The 18,835-nt window shown below is 63.4% G+C and carries 11 protein-coding genes; 3 read left to right on the forward strand and 8 right to left on the reverse strand.

What is annotated here, in order from left to right; translation table 11 throughout:
* Positions 1-58: 58 nt before the first annotated feature.
* Positions 59-949 carry a LysR substrate-binding domain-containing protein gene (locus K328_RS0115580; RefSeq protein ID WP_028466766.1) on the reverse strand — a complete coding sequence of 297 codons (891 nt, stop codon included), beginning with the start codon at positions 947-949 and terminating at the stop codon, positions 59-61.
* A 186-nt stretch (positions 950-1,135) separates the two neighbouring features.
* On the opposite strand from K328_RS0115580, the gene K328_RS0115585 reads away from it, so the two are divergent.
* Both K328_RS0115585 and queF read left to right on the forward strand, forming a co-directional pair.
* Complete coding sequence (locus K328_RS0115585) at positions 1,136-2,263, forward strand: TauD/TfdA family dioxygenase (RefSeq protein ID WP_028466767.1); 1,128 nt, start codon at positions 1,136-1,138, stop codon at positions 2,261-2,263.
* Between the two features lie 200 nt (positions 2,264-2,463).
* On the forward strand, positions 2,464-2,937 hold the full coding sequence (queF, locus tag K328_RS0115595) for a preQ(1) synthase (protein ID WP_028466774.1): 474 nt from the start codon (positions 2,464-2,466) through the stop codon (positions 2,935-2,937).
* 75 nt (positions 2,938-3,012) lie between these two features.
* Here queF and K328_RS24340 read toward each other — a convergent pair whose 3' ends face one another.
* Entirely contained in the window at positions 3,013-4,443 is a 1,431-nt protein-coding gene (locus K328_RS24340) for an amidase (RefSeq protein ID WP_051284975.1), read from the reverse strand.
* A gap of 49 nt (positions 4,444-4,492) precedes the next feature.
* On the opposite strand from K328_RS24340, the gene K328_RS0115605 reads away from it, so the two are divergent.
* Positions 4,493-4,714, forward strand: a complete 222-nt coding sequence (locus K328_RS0115605) for a hypothetical protein (protein WP_156901398.1) — start codon at positions 4,493-4,495, stop codon at positions 4,712-4,714.
* A 93-nt stretch (positions 4,715-4,807) separates the two neighbouring features.
* Here K328_RS0115605 and K328_RS24345 read toward each other — a convergent pair whose 3' ends face one another.
* The 6 genes from K328_RS24345 to K328_RS24355 all read right to left on the reverse strand — a co-directional run.
* Complete coding sequence (locus K328_RS24345; RefSeq protein WP_084608338.1) at positions 4,808-6,106, reverse strand: aspartate aminotransferase family protein; 1,299 nt, start codon at positions 6,104-6,106, stop codon at positions 4,808-4,810.
* Positions 6,090-7,229, reverse strand: coding sequence for an FkbM family methyltransferase (locus K328_RS0115615; protein WP_028466769.1), 1,140 nt, complete (start codon positions 7,227-7,229; stop codon positions 6,090-6,092). The genes K328_RS24345 and K328_RS0115615 overlap by 17 nt, the downstream gene beginning before the upstream one ends.
* Positions 7,226-8,350 carry a glycosyltransferase family protein gene (locus tag K328_RS24350; protein ID WP_028466770.1) on the reverse strand — a complete coding sequence of 375 codons (1,125 nt, stop codon included), beginning with the start codon at positions 8,348-8,350 and terminating at the stop codon, positions 7,226-7,228. Before K328_RS24350 ends, K328_RS0115615 begins: the two co-directional genes overlap by 4 nt.
* 29 nt (positions 8,351-8,379) lie before the next feature.
* Complete coding sequence (locus K328_RS0115625; protein ID WP_028466771.1) at positions 8,380-9,138, reverse strand: thioesterase II family protein; 759 nt, start codon at positions 9,136-9,138, stop codon at positions 8,380-8,382.
* Positions 9,135-11,819, reverse strand: coding sequence for a non-ribosomal peptide synthetase (locus tag K328_RS25945; protein WP_028466772.1), 2,685 nt, complete (start codon positions 11,817-11,819; stop codon positions 9,135-9,137). Before K328_RS25945 ends, K328_RS0115625 begins: the two co-directional genes overlap by 4 nt.
* A partial coding sequence (locus K328_RS24355; protein ID WP_028466773.1) for a non-ribosomal peptide synthetase occupies positions 11,816-18,835 on the reverse strand: 7,020 nt, incomplete at its 5' end. The genes K328_RS24355 and K328_RS25945, both read right to left, overlap by 4 nt.

The following is an 18,835-nucleotide window of genomic DNA, read 5'->3' on the forward strand; positions in this document are numbered from 1 at the left end:
CAACCTTATGATCATCTAGGTCCCGGCTCTCCGGCCGGGATGACGAATATCGGATGGTTTATGCGAGGCCAGCCAACCAATCCAGCAGGCTACGGGTCGCCTCATCCTCGGAGCGGTCGAAGGCGGTGACGGCATAGAAAGCGCTCGGTGGGGTCAGAGGTGCTTCGGCTGCAGCCACCAGACGGCCCTCGCTGACATGACCGCCGGTAATGGTGCGCCAGCCAAGCGCCACACCGCGCCCTGCTAGTGCTGCCTGGGTTGCCTGCACATAGTTCGAAAAGCGAAGCTGCACCGGGTGGGTAGGGCGGCCAAGGCCGAGGGCGGCGAGATACTCCGTCCAGCCGAGCCAGCGCGGGTCCTTCACATCGACATGGATCAGCGGCGCCGTGTGCAAACTCTCCGGTGTCAATGCGAGCCGCTCGGCCAGATCCGTCGTGCAGACAGGCTCAATCCGTTCCTCCAGCAGCGGGGTGACTATGCCGTCGGACCAGTTGCCGTCGCCGAACCGGATGGCGATATCGACATCGCCCGCGATGGTCGGCGCGCCGCTCTCCGAGGTGATGACATTCACCTGCACGTCCGGGTGATCGCAGTAAAAGCTTTCCAGATGCGGCATCAGCCAGAGTGTCGCGACGCCGACGGAGCAGGCCACAGTGACGCTGGAGCCGCGTTGCGCCAGATGGCGGCGGATCTCGTCGACGGCTCCGGAAATCCGGCTAAGCCCGTCTTCCGTCGCCCGAAGCAGGATTTCGCCTTCGGCCGTCAGCGAGGCCGGGCGGGTGTTCCGGTCAATCAGGCGGGCGCCGATATGGTCCTCAAGCTGCCGCAACGACTGACTGACGGCAGGCTGGGAGACGTTGAGCGCGGCGGCGGCGGCCCGGAGGTTGTCTGTCCGGCAGACAGTCTCGAACACACCGAAGAGGCGGAGCGGCGGCAGGTGACGTGTCATTTAATAAGCTCACCTTATCGAATAATCCGATTTTTCAGGCTTTTCACGACCTGAATGTGAGTTCAAGTTTTGCATTGAAAACATACAGTTACTTGGCGAGTTCAGGCCATGAACTGGCCCGATTGCGACATGGGTGACGCATTTTCTCTTATGGCGCGGTTTCAGCGCGGATGAGGAGCATTTGACATGCAGGCGCGAAAAGAAGGCGGTGTCACCTTGCGCGACACGGGACTCGATGTGGCGTTCCCGGATGGAAGTTCGGCCTATTTCAATTACTTCTGGCTGCGGGACAATTGCCAGACGTCTTTCGATGCGATTACCCGGGAGCGTAGCTTCGACATCTTCGCCGAGGAAAGCGCGCCGGAGCCGGAAGCGGCAGTGCTGGCGGAGGATGCGCTGGAACTGGTCTGGCGCTGCGGCCATAGCAGCCGGTATCCGCTCGATTTCCTCACCTCCTATGCGGCCGGTGCGCCACGGCCCGATCCGGCCGATCTGCCACGCCGGGCCTGGCTTGGCGATCATTACCCGAACGTGCCTCGGTACGCCCAGCCAGCCCTTGTGGCCGATCCGGCGCTCCGGAAAGCCTGGTTCGAGACGATCCTGACCGAAGGCGTGGCGCTGATCACGGACATGCCGGATACACCGGACGCTCTGGAAGTAACGGCCGCGCTGGCAGGCTATGTCCGTCCGAGTTTCTTCGGGAATTCGTTCGAGGTGATGACCCACATCAACCCGACGAATACCGCATTCACAGCGAGCGCGCTGGAGCTGCACACGGATCTTCCGTCGGAGGAATTCGCGCCGGGCATCCAGTACCTGCATTGCGTTGCGAACTCGGTGGAAGGCGGCAACAGCATCTTCGTCGATGCCGTCGCGGTCGCGAATGATTTCCGGGAGCAATATCCGGAGGATTTCAAGCTGCTGGCGGAGACAGAGATTCCTTATTTTTGCGAGCATGACGCCTTCGACATGCGGGCTCGCCAGCGCGTGATTGAACTCGACACGCATGGTGAGGTTTCCGGCGTCACCATCAGCCAGCACATGGCGGATATCTTCGACCTGCCGCAGGATTTTCTCGACCTCTATTACCCGGCCTTCCACCGCTTTGGCCGCCTGCTGCAGGATGAGAAATACGTCATGCGGTTCCGGCTTAATGCCAGCGAATGCATCTGTTTCGACAATCACCGGGTGGTGCATGGCCGGGAAGCCTACACGGCAACCAGTGGCGACCGTCACCTGCGCGGCTGCTACACAGACCGGGGCGAGTTGCGCAGCGCCTATCGCGTCCTCTCCGGGGCCGGACGGTTCAAATAGGGGGAGCTATTGGCTCTCTCAATTCATTGTCATCCCGTCGAAAGACGGGACCCAGGCGAAGGCGAGCGCAGTCTTATGATCATCTAGGTCCCGGCTCTCCGGCCGGGATGACGATCTAAGGTGTGAGCAGGCGCTGGCTTCCGGGACGCTCCGGCGGTATGAAACGGCCCGACCGGTACGATTTTACACGGAGCCGCCCGATGACCTCGCATTCCGAAGAGCGTTTTTCCAGCCTGACCCAGCTCGGCGGCGCGACCGAACTGCCCGAAAGCCCGGAGAAGGCCGTATTGGAGAAGGTTCCGAACTCCATGGCGGATGTGAATTATCTCGTCCGCTTCACGGCGCCGGAATTCACCTCGCTCTGCCCGATGACCGGCCAGCCCGACTTCGCCCATCTGATGATCGACTATGTACCGGACCAGTGGCTGGTCGAAAGCAAGTCGCTGAAGCTTTTTCTCGGCTCGTTCCGCAATCACGGCGCGTTTCACGAGGATTGCACGGTGGGCATCGCCCGGCGCCTGATTGATGAGCTGGAGCCGCGCTGGCTTCGCATCGGCGGCTACTGGTATCCGCGCGGCGGCATCCCGATCGACGTGTTCTTCCAGTCCGGCCCGGTGCCGGACGGCGTCTGGCTGCCGGATCAGGGCGTACCGCCCTATCGCGGGCGCGGCTAGAACGCACATTCACCCAATCAATTGTCATCCCGACGCAGGCCGGGATGACGGCTATTGGTGTAGCGGCTAATCTCCCTAAAGCGAGACCGGTTTCACATTCTCCTGCATCCAGGCGGCAGTGCCGGTGAGCTCCTGGTCCCGGTGGGCCTGTCCGACCAGTTGCACTCCGACGGGCATACCGCTCACCCCCATAAGCGGCAGGGTTACGCAGGGCACGCCGAGCGCCGATGTGGCCGCGTTGAAGGCGGGCAGGCCGGTCTGGTGCGTGATGCCCGGCTCGCCGGCGGAGCCGGAGCCATCGAACGGTGGCGCGATACCGACGGAGGAGAGGGTGATGCAGCCGTCCGCGAAAGGCGCCAGAGCGCGGAACCGGGCCCGCATCCGCTCCCGGTTGTCGAGTGCGGCGCGGTAATCGTCCAAAGTCATGTCCTCGGCCAGGGCGAGGCGCTGTTTCAGGCTCTCGCTCATCAGGCTTTCGTCCTTCTCCGCCAGATTGCGCAGGGTCCAGCGCAGCTCCCAACAGCAGATATCGCGGGCCAGTTTCAGGCTGTCGGCGATGGCCGCTTCGCAGGCATCGATGGTCGGGCTGTCGGCGCGGGTCAGGATCTTCACATCCTGTCGCCGGAGTTGATCCAGCACCTTCTCGAAAGCTGCACGGGTTGTGCCGTCCAGCATCTCCCAGCCTTCGGTTTGCAGCAGGACCAGATGGCTTGGCTTGCGCGCCTCTGCCGGTGCTTCCTCGCCGTAAAGGCCGGGATAGCCCGCATCGCCGCCAGCCTGCGCGGCGATCTGGTAGGCAACCGCCCACATGTCTTTGAGAGAGCCGGCATGCACGCCGACATGGCTTTGGCTCAGGCCGCCCGCCCGTTCGCCCCGGTTCAGCGCGCCGAGGGTCGGCTTGATGGCGATGTTGCCGCAGAAGCTGGCGGGCCGGATGACCGAACCGACAACCTGGGAGCCGATGGTGGCCGGCACCATGCCTGCGCCAATCGCGGCGGCGGAGCCGCTGGAGGAGCCGCCCGGTGTGCGGTTCGTGTCGAACGGGTTCCGGGTCGGGCCGGGATGCGAAAAGCCGAGTTCGGTGGTGACGGTCTTGCCGAGTATCACGGCGCCGGCAAGACGCAGGCCATAGACCAGGGCACTGTCCGCTCCGGTCTGGTTCCCCTTGAACAGGGGACTGCCCATTTCCGTCGGCATGTCCTTCGTCATGAAGAGATCCTTGATGCCGATGGGCATGCCGTCGATGGGGGAAAGGGCGCGGCCTGCCTTGTAACGCTCGGTAGCGGCATCGGCTGCCGTGCGGGCGCCGTCGCGGTTGATCGTGACCCAGGCCTGGACCTCCGGCTCCCGCGCCTCGATCACCTCGAGGCAGCGTTCCAGATAAGCCCGCGGACTGTCGCTTCCGTCCTGGAAGCCCGGCACCGCGTCGTGGAAGGTAGGCAGGCTGACGTTCGCCGGATCGTAGTTGCCGCTTGTCGTCGTCTGCTGGTGCTTTGCAACACTCATGCTTATGTTTCCCCCTGTCGTTTTTGTTGGGTCTTTTCTTCAGTCTGTCGTGTCTATGGACCTCTTCACCACTTTGATCGTACTTGGCGCCGCTGCCCTGGTGTTCGCCTATGCCTATTGGCAGGACAAACGGGAGCGGGAGCCGGGTCAGGTTAGCCTGATCCCCTATACGATGATCCAGATTTTGGCTGTCGTCACCTGCCTCGTGCTGTTGGCGCATCTGGTGACACTGATTTCGGGAGCGCCGTTCCGGGGACGGATGGGCGGGTGACCCTGGAAAATGGCGTCGGCGAAGGCGCTTGCGGGACACTCTCTGTCGACGCATCCATTTGAACGGCGGGACTGTTTTCGGCGGTAATCCGCCTTACGTGGTACGTACTGTTGTTGCAGCGAGGTACGCGGTTGCCGCGTCAGAATCATGGGTCGGGAGATGTGCGATGACCTCCGCGATTGTGTCCAAGGCTGTGTGTAAAGCGTCGACGGGGATGGTCAGGGCCGGCAGGAGTTTGAGCACCTGACCGCCGGCACCGCAGGTTTCGGCCATGACGTTGCGCGCGAAAAGACCCCGTGACACGGCCTCCGCCGTTCCGGGGCAGCGCAAGACCAGACCACGCATGAAACCACGCCCGCGAAGTTCCTCTATATGACCGGGGAAACGCTCGGCCATGGCCTGCAGTCGTGTGTCGAGGATCTCGATCTTGCCGGCAACTTCGTTACGGAACCGGTCATCCTCCCAATATTGCAAAGACGCAGAGGCGGCGACAAAGGCCAGATTATTGCCTCGGAAAGTTCCGTTATGTTCGCCGACCTGCCAGATATCGAATTCCGGCTCGATGAGAAGCAAAGCCATCGGCAAGCCGATGCCGCTGATTGATTTGGAGAGACAGATCAAGTCCGGGCGCACGTCAAAACTTTCAAAGCTGAAGAACGTGCCGGTGCGCCCACACCCGGCCTGGATATCGTCGACGATAAGCAGCGCACCACAGCGATCGGCGATGGCCCTCAATCGGCGCAGCCATGTGCAAGTCGCTGCGCGCAAACCGCCTTCGCCCTGGATGGTTTCAACCAGAATACAGGCAGGCGCGTCGATGCCGCTGCTGGGATCGTCCAGAGAGCGTTCCAGAAAGTCGAGACCATCTCCCGGCAGGTAGCCGTCGTAGGGCACCCGGACCACGTTGGACAAGAGATGCGCGGACGCGGCCCTGCTGTTGCGGTTGGACGTTGCTGACAAGGCTCCAAGAGTCATGCCGTGAAATCCGCCGGTGAAGGCCACCACGGTCGACCGCCCGGTGACTTTTCGTGCCAGCTTGAGAGCGGCTTCCACGGCATTTGTACCGGTCGGGCCGGTGAACATCACGCGATGCTGGAGCCCGCTTCTGTCGAGGATGATACGCTTGAAACGGCGAAGAAAATCATCCTTCGCGCCGGTGTGAAGATCCATTGCCTGAACCACGCCGTCATCCCGCAGATAGTCCATCACCGCATTCTTCATGATCGGATTGTTGTGCCCATAATTCAGGGCGCCGCATCCCATCAGCAGATCGGTGATGTGGCGGCCATCCTCCGTTATCAACTCATGACCGACGGCCTTGGTAAAGATGGCGGGGAAACTTCGGCAGTAGCTTCGAACCTGGGATTCAGCGGCTTCAAAAATATCGTTCATCGACCTGCTCCCTGAGAGAATTCGGCGATCTGGTGGCTCTTTCGTCTTTAGGTTTCACGGCACGGAAATCCTGACCGATACAGAAAAACTCGCCTCTCCCGGTCATTTCGAGACGCGGCACCTGCATGCTCAGCTCGAAATCCCGAGCCAGGAGTTTCGGCAGCCATTGGTCTTCGGATGTCGACCAAGGGCCGTAATGAAACTCGCCCAGAATCCATGCTGCATCCGAGAGCACAGCCTGTGCCGATTTCAGGCCGAATTCGCCTCCTTCGATGTCCAACTTGAGACCGTACCGGTCGGCGTCACCGACGAGTTCCTCCAGCCCGATGGCATCGACCTCTGCGGTTGGCGCGTTCGTCAGCGTGATGATTGTGGAATTCATCATGCTGGTGGCGTCCGGGCCGTCTACCAAACTGGCTATGGTGGCCGTCCCTGATTCGGCCGCGAGAACCTTGCCGATTGTCCGATGTTTGATTTGCGTCGCATTGAGGCCAAGCGTCTCGCTCATTGCCCGAAGGTTGGCCGGGTTTGGCTCGACCGCGATGATGTTTGCCTCCGGATAGCAACTGTTCAGATAGATCGAGGAGAGGCCGACAAAAGCGCCGACATCGAAGATCGTATCGACTGGTTTGGGATCGTGCGCGTAGTTCAGGCGCAGGAAAACCTCGAAGAGGTTGGCATATGCCATCCAGTCGGATGGCATATCGATCTGGTAGAGGCGCCCGTTAAGCGTGATGACGAGGCGCTGGGCGTGGAGCCTGAAATCACCTGATTGGCGCGCGGCGGCATCGGCAACGGCAATCAGCCAGTCCCGTGTCTCGGCGTTGGCGGCGAGGGCTGGGATCTGGTTGGCCGCCTCGCTTAGCCCACGCATCAACGCGTCCTGATCCTGCTGGACTATCATGCGCGCTTCCCGTAGTTGCCGCGCATCCAGCCGGCCGATCTGTCTCAGGATGTCGTCGTCGCTATCCCCCATCTCGGAGCGTTGTCCGTACTGGATCAGAGAGGCGGCGAGATCGGCTGCAGACATGCAGGCCGTGATCCGCCGGAACATGTCGTGGAAGCGCTTTGCCGGATGGGCCGGGTCAGCGCGGCAGAGGGTGCAGTCGCAGATCGCGCTCATCGGCTGGCGTTCCTCTTGCCGGTATCCTTGGCAAGCGCGGCGAGATCGGATGCCATTACTTCAAACAACTCCCGCCAGCTCCCGCCTTTCGGCTGCCGGTAGACAGTCGCTGACGGGAACCATGGCGTGCGGTCGCCCTTGAGGCCCCAGCGCCAGTCCGGCATGGACGGTGTCGCGACCCAGACTGGCACGCCCATCGCTCCCGCGAGGTTCGCGACGACGGTGTCGATGGTGATCACCAGATCGAGGCCCGCGATGGCCGCTGCCGTATTCGCGAATCCCTTGATCCGGTCACTCAGATCCTCGACGGCCATTCCCTCCGGCGGAGGCGTGAGCTGAGCGGTCGGCGCTCCGAATTGCAGGCTGTAGAAACGCACGCCCGGAACGCCGGCGAGGGGCGCCATTTCGGCAAGTGAGGTGCTGCGGGACCCGCCCTCCCAATGGGTGGCGGTGGTGGCCCAGACGAGGCCCACTTTCAATCCATCACCCGAAAGCTCCAGTGGAGCGGCGGCATGAAGATAGGGGCCATCCCACATCCTGTCGCGCGCGATGCCGAAATGTGCCGCCAGCTCCGCCGTCTGCACATGGAAGTCGCAATCCGTGACCTCGGTCTCAAGGGGCAGTACGCGGGCGACACCGGAGAGGGAGCGGAACAGATCCACGAGACCGGGACGGCATTGCAGTGTGATCTCGGCCCTGTAGGTGCCAGCCAGCATGGGCAGGAAGCGGGCATAGAGGATGTCGTCGCCAAGACCGCCGCCCCAGGCGACGATCCGGCGACCCTCCAGCGGCTCGCCCTGCCAGCGAGGGATCGGGTAGAGCGGTGGGCCGAAGGCATTGGCCTTGCAGCAATCGAGCAGCAATTGGCCACCTTTCCTGACATCGCCCGCCAGCAGGTGAAGGCGGATAAGCAGGGCGGCCGAGGCCTCGCTGTGATCCTCCATTGCTTCCAGCCTGGCGATGGCATTGCCGTACTCTCCGCGCTGGGCGGCAATCATGGCGCCGAGCTGCTGGATCGGTTTGAAGCCCCCCACATACGCGGCATCCGCGTGGATGGCGGCGGCGTCCAGATTCCTGTCTTCGAATGCGGCATAGGCCAGTGCGGCATCGCGATTGCTCATGTCTGTTTCGCTCCCTTCCCGTGGCTTTGTCAGTGCAGATGCGGTCGGAGCGTGCGCTCCACCGTTTGCAGCAATGCGTCCGTCTGGCTTTGCAGAAAGAAATGATCGCCGGGGAACATCTCCACCTTCACAGGCGCGCTGGTGGTCGCCTGCCAAGCCTCCAGTCCGGCCTGATCGACCTCTTCATCCTGGTGGCCTCCGAAGACCTGTATGGGGCAGTCCAGTCTGGTCTGCGGGGCGCGCCGATAGGTCTCGCTCATCTCGAAATCGCTGCGCAGCAGCGGCAGGATCATTGAAAGCAGCTCTGGCTCTGCCAGCACGGAGGCGGGTGTGCCGTTGAGGCTGCGCAGCCGCTCGCAGAAATCGGTGTCGGACAGGTGATAGCTCTCGGGCCGCGAAAGAGGCAGATGAGGCGCCCTCTGGCCGGAAACGATCAGTTGCGCCGGAGCGCGCTGCTCCTCGGTCAGCGCGCGGGCCAGCTCGTAAGAGAGGAAGGCGCCCATGGAGTGACCGAAGAACGCGACATTCCGGTCGAGATAGGGGCGGAGCCGGTCCAGCAGAACGGGTAGGAGTTGTTCAACCTGCCGGAACGGCGTCTCGGCGATCCGGTCCTCGCGCCCCGGGAGCTGAATGGCGCAGACCTCGATGCAGTCCGGCAGCGCGCGTCCCCAGTTCTTGAAAATGGAAGCGCCGCCGCCTGCATAGGGCAGGCAGAAGAGCCGTAGCCGCGCCGCCGGGTTCGGTTTCGAGCAGCGGATCCAGGGATCGGTTTTTGCCGTTGCGTTCATTGCAGTCTCCGGTGGTTTTCGAATGTCTGGGCGGCGTCGGGTGCAGCTGCAGGCTTCCGGGCGGCGGCGCTCAGGATCTTTTCGAGCAGCGCTGCATTGGCGCGATAATGCGGATCGAGCAGCATGTCGCCGTGATCGCCGTGGCCGTCATGCCGGTGAAAGCTGCCGCGGGTCATCTCCGCCCAAGCCGGTTTGCTGGCGATAAGGTTTCCCGCTTCGTCGCGATGCTCGTCATCGCCCGTGGGGCTGCTGATCAGGTGAATATCGGCGTTGATCGGCGCATCTTCGGTGATCGAGGAGAGGAAGGCGTAGTAGCGCCGGACGCGGCGCTGGATCTTGTCCCTCAGGATGCTGCTGGAGACGATATCGGCCACGCCATCCGCTTCCAGAACAGCACTGGTCAGCCGATCTGCCTCTTCTTCGGGAAAGTCGAAGCACCGCAGGAAACGCGAGGCGTCCAGCAGGACGATGGTGCTGACAGGGCGGCCGCGCCGTTCCAACTCCCGCGCCACGTGAAAGGCGATATTGCCGCCGCCTGAATAGCCGAACAGCAGATGCGGGCCGTCCGGATCGTGCTCCGCGATCTGGTCCGCATAATCGCCGATCCGGGTTTCCGCCTCGATGAAGTTGAAGGCGTGGAGCGCGAACCCTGCGAGGTCTCCACCCAGACGGCCATAGCTGAGGGCATCCGTGGTGCCTGGCGGCAGGGCGAAGAGCGGTCGCCCGCCCGACTCCGGGCTCAGTCGTACGCATGGTTGGTCGATTGAGGTATTGCCGAATTTGGCCGCATCCAGCACGGCTCCGGCCAGTTGACGCACCGTCGGATGGGTGAAGATGGAGGTCAGCGGCAAGGTGACGCCGAACTGTTTTTCCATCACCGAGACCATCTTCGCAGCCATCAGGCTATGCCCGCCGAGGGCGAAGAAATCGTCGCGCGCGCCGATGGGAGAGAAGCCGAGAAGGTCTTCCCAGATTGTTGCGAGTGCGCTTTCCGTCTCGCCAGATGGCGGCTCGGACGCGGCGTCATCCTTATCCGGTTGCGGGATTGGCGGCGGCAGGGCGGTGCGGTCGATCTTGCCGTTTGGGTTGAGGGGGAGTTTGTCGACCCGGATCAGGTGGGTAGGCACCATGAAATCCGGCAGTGTCGCATGGAGATGTGCGCGCAGGGCGGTCTCGTCGATTGTCCCGGTCGCTGCCGCATAATGCGCGATCAGCACGCGCCGGTCTTCTTCGGCCGCCGCTTTGCCGGCATCCCAGGCATGCACAACCGCACCCGTGACGCCGGGAAATTGATGAAGCGCGACTTCAATCTCACCGGGCTCGATCCGGAATCCCCGAATCTTGAGCTGGTCGTCCATGCGGCCGAGGAACTCGATGGAACCGTCACTGCGCCAACAGGCCAGATCGCCGGTGCGGTAGAGCCGTTCCCCAGGGCGTTCCTCCGGGAGATCACGGCCAGCGAAGGGATTGGCGACAAAGCGTTCGGCCGTCAGGGCGGGATCGTTCCAGTAGCCAAGGGCGAGGCCGTCGCCCCCGACATAGAGCTCTCCTGCCACGCCGGGCGGCAGAAGCCGCATCTCTTCGTCCAGGATATAGGCCGTCGAATTGGCAATAGGCGACCCGATGGGAATGGCGCCGCGATAGTCGCCCGGCTCGATCCGGAAGCAGCAGGAAAAGGTCGTGTTCTCGGTAGGGCCGTAGCCGTTCACAAGGCGGCAGGTGGGGAGCGCTTCCAAGGCTTTCAGGACATGCGAAACGGAGAGTGCCTCGCCGCCCACGAGGAGTTGTCGCAGCGGCTTCAGGCTCTGCGGATATTCGTCGATCATGACGTTGAACAACCCGCCGGTGAGCCAGAGCGTCGTGACGCCCTCGCGTGCGATCGTGTCTCCGAGATCGGCGAGGCTCTGCTTCCCGCGCGGCGCTAGGGCGAGCCGGGCGCCGTTCAGGAGCGGTCCCCAGATTTCGAGAGTAGCGGCGTCGAAAGAGATGGGCGCGTATTGCAGGAAGACCTGACCGGTGCCGAAATCGGCGTAGTCCGTAGCCTTAACCAGCCGGATAATCCCGCGCTGCGGTACGGCGACTGCTTTCGGCCGGCCGGTCGAGCCGGAAGTGTACATGACATAAGCGAGCCGTCCTCCGGCACCGGCGCCTGAAACCGGAGGAAGCGGGGCCTCCGACGCCCGCGCGATCTCGGCCCCGTCCCGGTCCAGCAGGATTCGGTGCATATCGCTTTCCGGCAGGTTTCCGGAAGCGTCCTTGTGTGTGATGAGAGCCGCTGCCCCCGAATGTTCCAGCATGAAGCGGAGCCGGTCCGGCGGATAGCTCGGGTCGAGCGGGAGATAGGCAGCGCCGGCCTTCAGGATTCCCAGAAGTGCAATGATCAGCTCCGGCGAGCGGTCGAGGCAAACCGCGATCAGCGCGCCGTCGGCAATCCCTGCGGTGTTTTTCAGGTAATGCGCCAGACGATTTGACCGCAGGTCCAACTCGCCATAGGTCAGGTTCCGTCCGTCGGAGCTGACCGCGACGTCGCCCGGACGGGCCGTGGCCTGGTCCGAGAACAGATCGGCCACGGTGCTGTCGCGCGGATAATACCGTGCCGTCCGATTGAAGCTGTGGATCAGGGCGGTGACGTCATCCGCGCCGCCGGTCTGGTCGATGAGGCTGAAGCTCGAAAGTTTCATGTCCGTCCACCCACGCGGCGCTCTAGTGCGGTATCGGCCGCGACGGCTTCGGCGAAGCGATTCAGGGTTTGCAGATAGCGTTCAGCAGCCTCCGCCGAGAACAGGCCCGCGTCATATTCGAGGGTCAGCTCGAACCGGGCGCCGTGTTCCGCAGCCAGCAGCATCAGGTCGACCTTGGCGAACGGAAACGCGAGATCAAGCTCTCTTGCCGTCGGCCCGTCCGCCCCGTCCGCCCCGTCCGGCGCGCCGGATGGCTTGCCGCCTCTGGCATTGACGTCGGCGGCGTTCTGGTAGGCATAGATGACATTGACCGGGTCCCGGCCGGGACCCGTATTCCGGCCGCTGAGCATCAGGTCGTAGGGATAGTCCTGATGGTCCAGGGCGGCGGTGCTGGTTTCGGTCACCTGATCGAGTAATGCGTCGAAGTCTTGGTCCGCCGAGACCTGTGTGCGCAGAGGCAACAGGTTTACGAACGCGCCAAGCAACGGCTCCAGCTCCGGCCTTCCCCGATTGGCGACGGCCATGCCGACGCAGATGTCCTCTTGTTGCGTGAGTTGAAACAGGAAGAGCTTGAAGAGGGTGAGAAGGGTGTTGGCGGGCGTGGTGCTGTGTGCGCGGGACAGCGCGCGTAGCGCCTCGGTGCATTCCTCCGATAGTTCCAGACTGACCCGTTCGCCCTTCCGGGCCATCCCCACGTTTTGCGCGAGATCGTGCGGCAGGCGCAGTGGCTCCTCCAGACCGTCGAGCTGTGTTTTCCAGAAGCGTGCATCTTCGCTTCGGTCGCGTCCGTCCTGCAGGACGGCGTAGTCGCGGTACTGGATCTCCAGCGGCGGAAGCGGGCTCCACGCGCCGGATCTCGCAGCGTCGTAGAGCGTCAGGAGCTCGCGATAAAAGAGCTGCATCGACCATCCGTCTCCGATGATGTGATGCATTACGAGCACAAAGACCGTGGGGCCGCCGTCCCGGGTAATCAGGGTGATGCGGAAGAGTGGCGCCTGGTCGAGGGCGAAACGTGTCCGGTTTTGCTCCGCGACGATGGCGCGGGTTTGTGCTTCTGCATCTTCTGCATCTCCCAGATCAACGGACGTGAGCGGCACGTCGATGGCCTCCAGAACCTTCTGGCGCGGCTCGCCATCCACTTCGACGAAGACGGTATGGAGAATTTCGTGCCGGTCGATCAGTTGTGCCAGCGCGCGGCGCAGGGCATCTGCGTCGACCTGCTGTTTCAGCTCGAAGGCAGCGGGCATGTTGTAGCGGGCATCCCCGACCAGCCGGTCTTCGAGCCAGAACCTCTTCTGGGCATGGGAGAGTGGATAGCTTTCCTGCGCCGGCGTTGGCCGGATCGGCTCGTAAGCCGCCGCGCCCTCGAGGCTGATATGTGTTGCCAGCGCGCCGATGGTCGGGTTCTTCAGCAGCAGTCCGACGGGCAGTCGGCGGCCAAAGGCCTGATTGATGCGGGCGACGACCTGCAGGGCTTTCAGGCTGTGTCCGCCGAGCGCGAAGAAATCGTCATCAGTGCCGATGTTCCCCACGCCCAGCACGTCCCGCCAGATCTCGACGAGGCTCTGTTCGACCGCGTTTACAGGTGCGGTGGACCCGGGATCAATAGCGACGCGGGCTTCGGGTTTCGGCAAGGCTGCGTGATCGGTCTTGCCGTTGCGTGTCAGCGGGATGCGTTCGATCGGAACGAAAATCCCGGGAACCATATAGAAAGGCAGGCGCGATGCCGCCCAGTCCCTGACCTCCTGTATGGCCTCGCTGTCAGCCACCAGATAGGCGACGAGCCGGCCTTCTTCCTGCTGCGCGATGACGGTGACCTGCCGAACGGCCGGATGCTGACTCAGCGTTGCCTCGATCTCGCCGATCTCGATGCGGTAGCCGCGCAGTTTGACCTGTTTGTCCATCCGTCCGAGATATTCGAGGCTGCCATCCGAGCGCCGCCGGGCGAGATCGCCGCTGCGATAGAGCCGCTCGGCGCTCCCCCCAACAGTTCGCTCCACAAAGCGTTCTGCTGTCAGCTCGGGGCGGTTGAGATAGCCGCGCGCCAGCCCGGCCCCGCCGACATGGATCTCGCCAGCGACGCCGACTGGTACTGGCTCACCGCGCGGGTCCAGCAGATGCAGCTCGAGGTCCCGGAGCGGATTGCCGATCAGGCTCGCCGTGCTGCTGCAATCCGCTTCGGTCAGTGGGCACCATGTGACATGCACCGTGGTTTCGGTAATCCCGTACATATTGACGAGCCGAGGTTCGTGGTCGCCATAGAGCGTGAACCAGGGCTTCAGGCCCGGCAGTTCCAGGGCTTCGCCGCCGAAAATCACGAGTCGAAGCGATAGCGTCCTCCCGCGCTCGACAGCTTCCGGAATGAGATGTCGGAAGGCCGAGGGCGTCTGGTTCAGAACCGTAACGCTTTCATGCTCCAGCAGAGTGTGAAAGGCGGCGGGGTTACGCCGCACCTCGTCCGGGACCACGATCAGGTGCCCGCCATGCAGCAGGGCTCCCCAAATTTCCCAGACCGAGAAATCGAAGGCGACGGAATGGAACATGGTCCAGACATCGTCGGCCGAGAAATGGCAGTCGGGCTGGGTCGCATCGAACAGGCGCAGCACGTTCGCGTGGCTGACCATGACGCCCTTGGGCTGGCCGGTAGAGCCTGACGTATAGATCACGTAAGCCATATCATCCGGTTGCGCCGGTGTTCTGGCGCAGAGCGGAGAGGTGTCATCAACCTCAGCCGGATCGTCCAGATAAAGGCGGGGTCCTTCCCATGCGGAATGGTCTTCCGCGAGCGCCCGTTCCGTGACCAGGGCGATTGCGCCGGCATCTTTCAGCATGAACGCAACGCGCGCGGCCGGTGTCGCCGGGTCTATCGGCAGATAGGCGGCGCCCGATTTCACGATCCCGAGCAGGCCGGTAATGAGATCGTTGGATCGCTCCGCAAGCAAGCCGACCAGCCGGTCCGGCCCTGCACCCAGAGCGGAAAGGCGCCGGGCTATATCGTCGGCCCGCGCATCGAGTTCTGCATAGGTCAGCGTCTCGCCCGCGCAGGTGACGGCGGGGCGGGCGGCGTGTTGTGCGACCTGCGCGGCGAAGCGCTCGGTCAGCGTGTCCGTGACAGGCAGTTGGCAGCGGGCGTGTCCCGCCTCCCAGAGGGCTTCGCGCTCCGCGTCGCTGACGATGTCGATCCTGTCGAGCGGCTGATCAGCATCCGCTTCGATCAGACCGCGCAGCGCGGTGCTCAGAAAGGCGAAATTCCGGTCTATATCGTCTGCTGCGAACTGCGTTTCGTCATAGCCGACACGCAGGCGAATCTCGTCGCCATGCGCCGCCGCGATCAGGGTGAGCGGATAATTGGTATGATCGATGGCGCGTCCGTCGGAGAAGTGCGCTCCCCCACCTTCGTCCATGCCTTCGCCCGCGGGCAAATCGGGATCGAGCGGGTAGTTCTCGAAGACGAGCAGGCTGTTGAAAAGAGCGGTGCCGGGCGGCAACGCGCTGTCCTGCTGGATATCGGCGAGAGGGACGAAGCCGAAGCGGCTGTTATCCTGATGCTGCGCCTGCAGCGCGTCCAGCCAGACACCAACAGGGCAATCCTCGGTCGAAACGCGCATCGGGACCGTATTGATGAACAGGCCGACCATGTCCTCGATCCCGGCGAGATCGATATCGCGGCCGGAGAGTGTGACGCCGAAAACACTATCGCGCTCACCGCTGGTCCGGCTCAGTACCAGCGCCCAGCCAGCATTGAAGAGAGTGTTCAGAGTCAGGTGGCGCTGGCGTGCGGTTTCGATCAAGGCCTGACCGAGTGCGGGCTCGAAGGTGAAGATCTTCTCATTCGGCTGCGCAGTGTTTTCTCCGTCCGGCGCTGTCGTGCGCGCGCCCGGCAGCGGGGTGGGGGCGTCGATATCCGCAACAGCCTGTTGCCAGTGGGCGCGGGCCGCCGCGTGATCCTGCTTCTGCAGCCAGGCGATGTAATGCTCATAGGGCGCTGCCGCCGGAAGGTCCGTTGAGCGTGACCCGTAGAGCAGCATCAGATCCCTGAAGAGGATCGGCAGGCTCCAGCCATCCAGCAGCAAGTGGTGGAAACCCAGCACGAACTGCCACACATCCTCCTCCAGCCGGACGAGCAGGCAGCGCAGCAGCGGCGGTCGCGTCAGATCGAAACCGGCGCCGCGCTCTTCGGCGAGAAGCTGTTCCAGCGCCTCGGCCTGCTTGTCTGTTTCAAGGTCTCGCCAATCCAGATTCCGCCATGGGAGCGTGGCGTCGCGGCGCACATACTGCAGAGGTTCCGCGTCCTCCAGCCAGAGCGCGCTTCGCAGGATCGGATGGCGCTCCACCAGCGCGCGCCAAGCCGCGCGGAAGGCGTCCGGGCGGAACGGATTGGTGATTTTCCAGGTCAGTTGCTCGAAATAGACAGACCCGCCCGGCTCGTCGGCGAGACTGTGGAAGGCCATGCCCTGTTGCATAGGGCTTAGCGGATAGAGAGCCGCCACGCCGCGCCCTTGCTGTGCCGCGAGCCGGTCGAGCCGATCCTGCGTGACGGGAGCGAGGGGGAAGTCGCTTGCCGTGTAACCGCAGGCCGCTTCGTCGCGGCAGAGTTCCACGAGGGAGCGCAAGGCGTCCTCGAAGCCTTGCGCCAGAGTCTCCATCGTCTCGGGCTGGTACTGCTGGTTGCTGTAGCTCAACGAGACAGTCAGGGCGCCGTCCGATACCAGTCCGTTGATATCGATCGCGTGCGGCCGCGTTCCGTCGAGGCACTGGCTCTCGCCAGCGCCCTCTTCGGCCACGGAAAAGAACCCGGCGCCCGCGTCAGCCTCGAACTGGCCGAGATAGTTGAAAGCGATCTCGGCTTCCGGGAAGTCGTGCGGCTGGCTTCCTGTCAGATAGCGCTCGATGCCATAGGCCAGCCCGTCACCGGGGATGGCGCGGAGCTGCTCCTTCACCGCCTTCAGACAGGCCGCGAGATCGGTCCGGTCCGGCAGGTCCAGACGCACCGGGTAAATCGCCGTGAACCAGCCGACCGTCTCGCTCAGATCCGGCGCGCCCGGCCGCTCCGGACGCCCATGGCTTTCGAGCGCGATGGGCCAGTCGCTGCGTCCGGTCCAGTTGTCCAGCGCCAGCGCCAGAGCCGTCAGCAAAATGTCGTTGATCCTTGTGCCGAAAGCACGCGGTGCCTGCTCCAGCAGTGCTGCGGTTGTCTTCTGGTCGAAGGAGACCCGCACATGCTCCGTGCTGTCCCAACGCGCCACGCCCGCCGGATCGTCCTTCGGCAACGGTGGTGTCGCCTGCCAACCACGCCAATAGTTGACCGCTTCAGCGATTTCCGGTGTTCCGGCGAGGCTCTGGAGATAATGCGCCCAGTCGAGGAAGGAGGCTGGGACCGGCTCCAGGAATATGTCGGCGCCCTGCCGGATCTGGGTGAAGGCATGATCGAGATCGCCCAGCAGAATGCGCCATGACACCCCGTCGACCGCGAGGTGATGGATGCACCAGAGCAGGCGCTGGCCAGATGTCAGCTCGAACAGGACCAGCCGCGTGACTGGACCGTCTTTCAGGTCGAGGCTGCGTTGCCAATGACTTGCGCGTTCGGCGAGGGCATCAGCCTGTGCCTCGATCGGCAGATCGCGGAGATCCTCTTCGTGGACAGGCAGGTCTCCGGAGATCTCTGCCGGCTCCTGTTGCCAACTATCGGTGCCGTGCCGGAAACGGAGACGCAGTGCGGCGTGCCGCGCGATGATCGCGCGGGTGGCGGCTTGCAGTTCTTCTGTCGAGATCTTCTCGTTCGGGCGCAGGAGCAGCGCCTGATTGAAATGCGACAGGTCGGCCAGATCCCAGCAGAAGAACCAGGATTGGACCGGAGTCAGCGGAGCAGGCCCGACTGGGTTCTTCGTTGCCGCTTCCTCGGACAGGACGATCGATGCCGCGTGAGGGGCAAGGGCGGCGATTGTCTGATGCTTGAAAATGTCCCGCACCGCCAGCCGCAGCCCGGCGCTCCGCGCCTTCGCGACGATCTGGATACTGAGGATCGAATCCCCGCCGAGCTCGAAGAAATTGTCATTCCGCCCGATCCGCTCGCGTCCGAGCACGCCGCCCCAGATTGTGGCAAGGGCTATTTCCCGATCAGTGCGGGGCGCTTCGTAAGTTTGTGCTGCGGGCGCCATGTCCGGCACGGGCAGTGCCTTGCGGTCGAGCTTGCCGGTCACCGTTAGCGGCAGGGCATCGAGCACCATCACTTCTGACGGCACCATGTAGCCGGGGAGTGCGGTCTGCAGCTCCCGGCGGAGTGTCGTGCCGTCGAGGCTTGTACCTGTTGCATAGGCGACGATGCGTCGATGTTCTGCTTCGCCAGCGAGGACGGCGACAGCCTCTTCGACGGCTGGCAAGACGCGCAGGGCGGCCTCGATCTCTCCGAGTTCGATGCGGAAGCCGCGCAGCTTGATCTGGTGATCGGTGCGGCCGAGATAGTCGATGGCGCCGTCCTGGTCCCAGCGGCAGAGGTCGCCGGTACGGTAGAGGCGGCCAAGGATTGGATGGTCAATGAAGCGCTCTTCGGTCAGCTCCAGCTGAGCCAGATACCCGTCGGCAAGGCCGTCGCCACCGAGATGCAGCTCGCCCGCGATCCCGGCAGGCACAGGATTGCCGTCCGGATCGAGAATGTGTGCCGTGGTGTTGGCCAGCGGCCCGCCGATCGGCACGGTTGTGGCGTCGTCGGCAACGTCGTGCACCGGATACCACGTGGCGTAGGTGGTGCACTCTGTCGGGCCATAGACATGCAGCAGGCGGTTGGGTGGCCCTGCCTTGAGCACGGCGCGCACCCAACGTGGATCGACGGCCTCTCCACCAAACAGCAACGTGTCGAGAGAGGAGAAGAGCGCGGCATCGATCTGCGCCAGACGATTGAACAGTGCCGTGGTCAGGAAGAGGATGCTGAAGCGCTTCTGCCGCAGCAGCCCTGCGAAGCGGTCCGGATCGAGGATGTCGTCGCGTTCGAGGAGTTCGATGGCGGCGCCGTTGAGGAG

The sequence above is a fragment of the Nisaea denitrificans DSM 18348 genome, assembly GCF_000426505.1.
GTDB lineage: Bacteria > Pseudomonadota > Alphaproteobacteria > Thalassobaculales > Thalassobaculaceae > Nisaea > Nisaea denitrificans.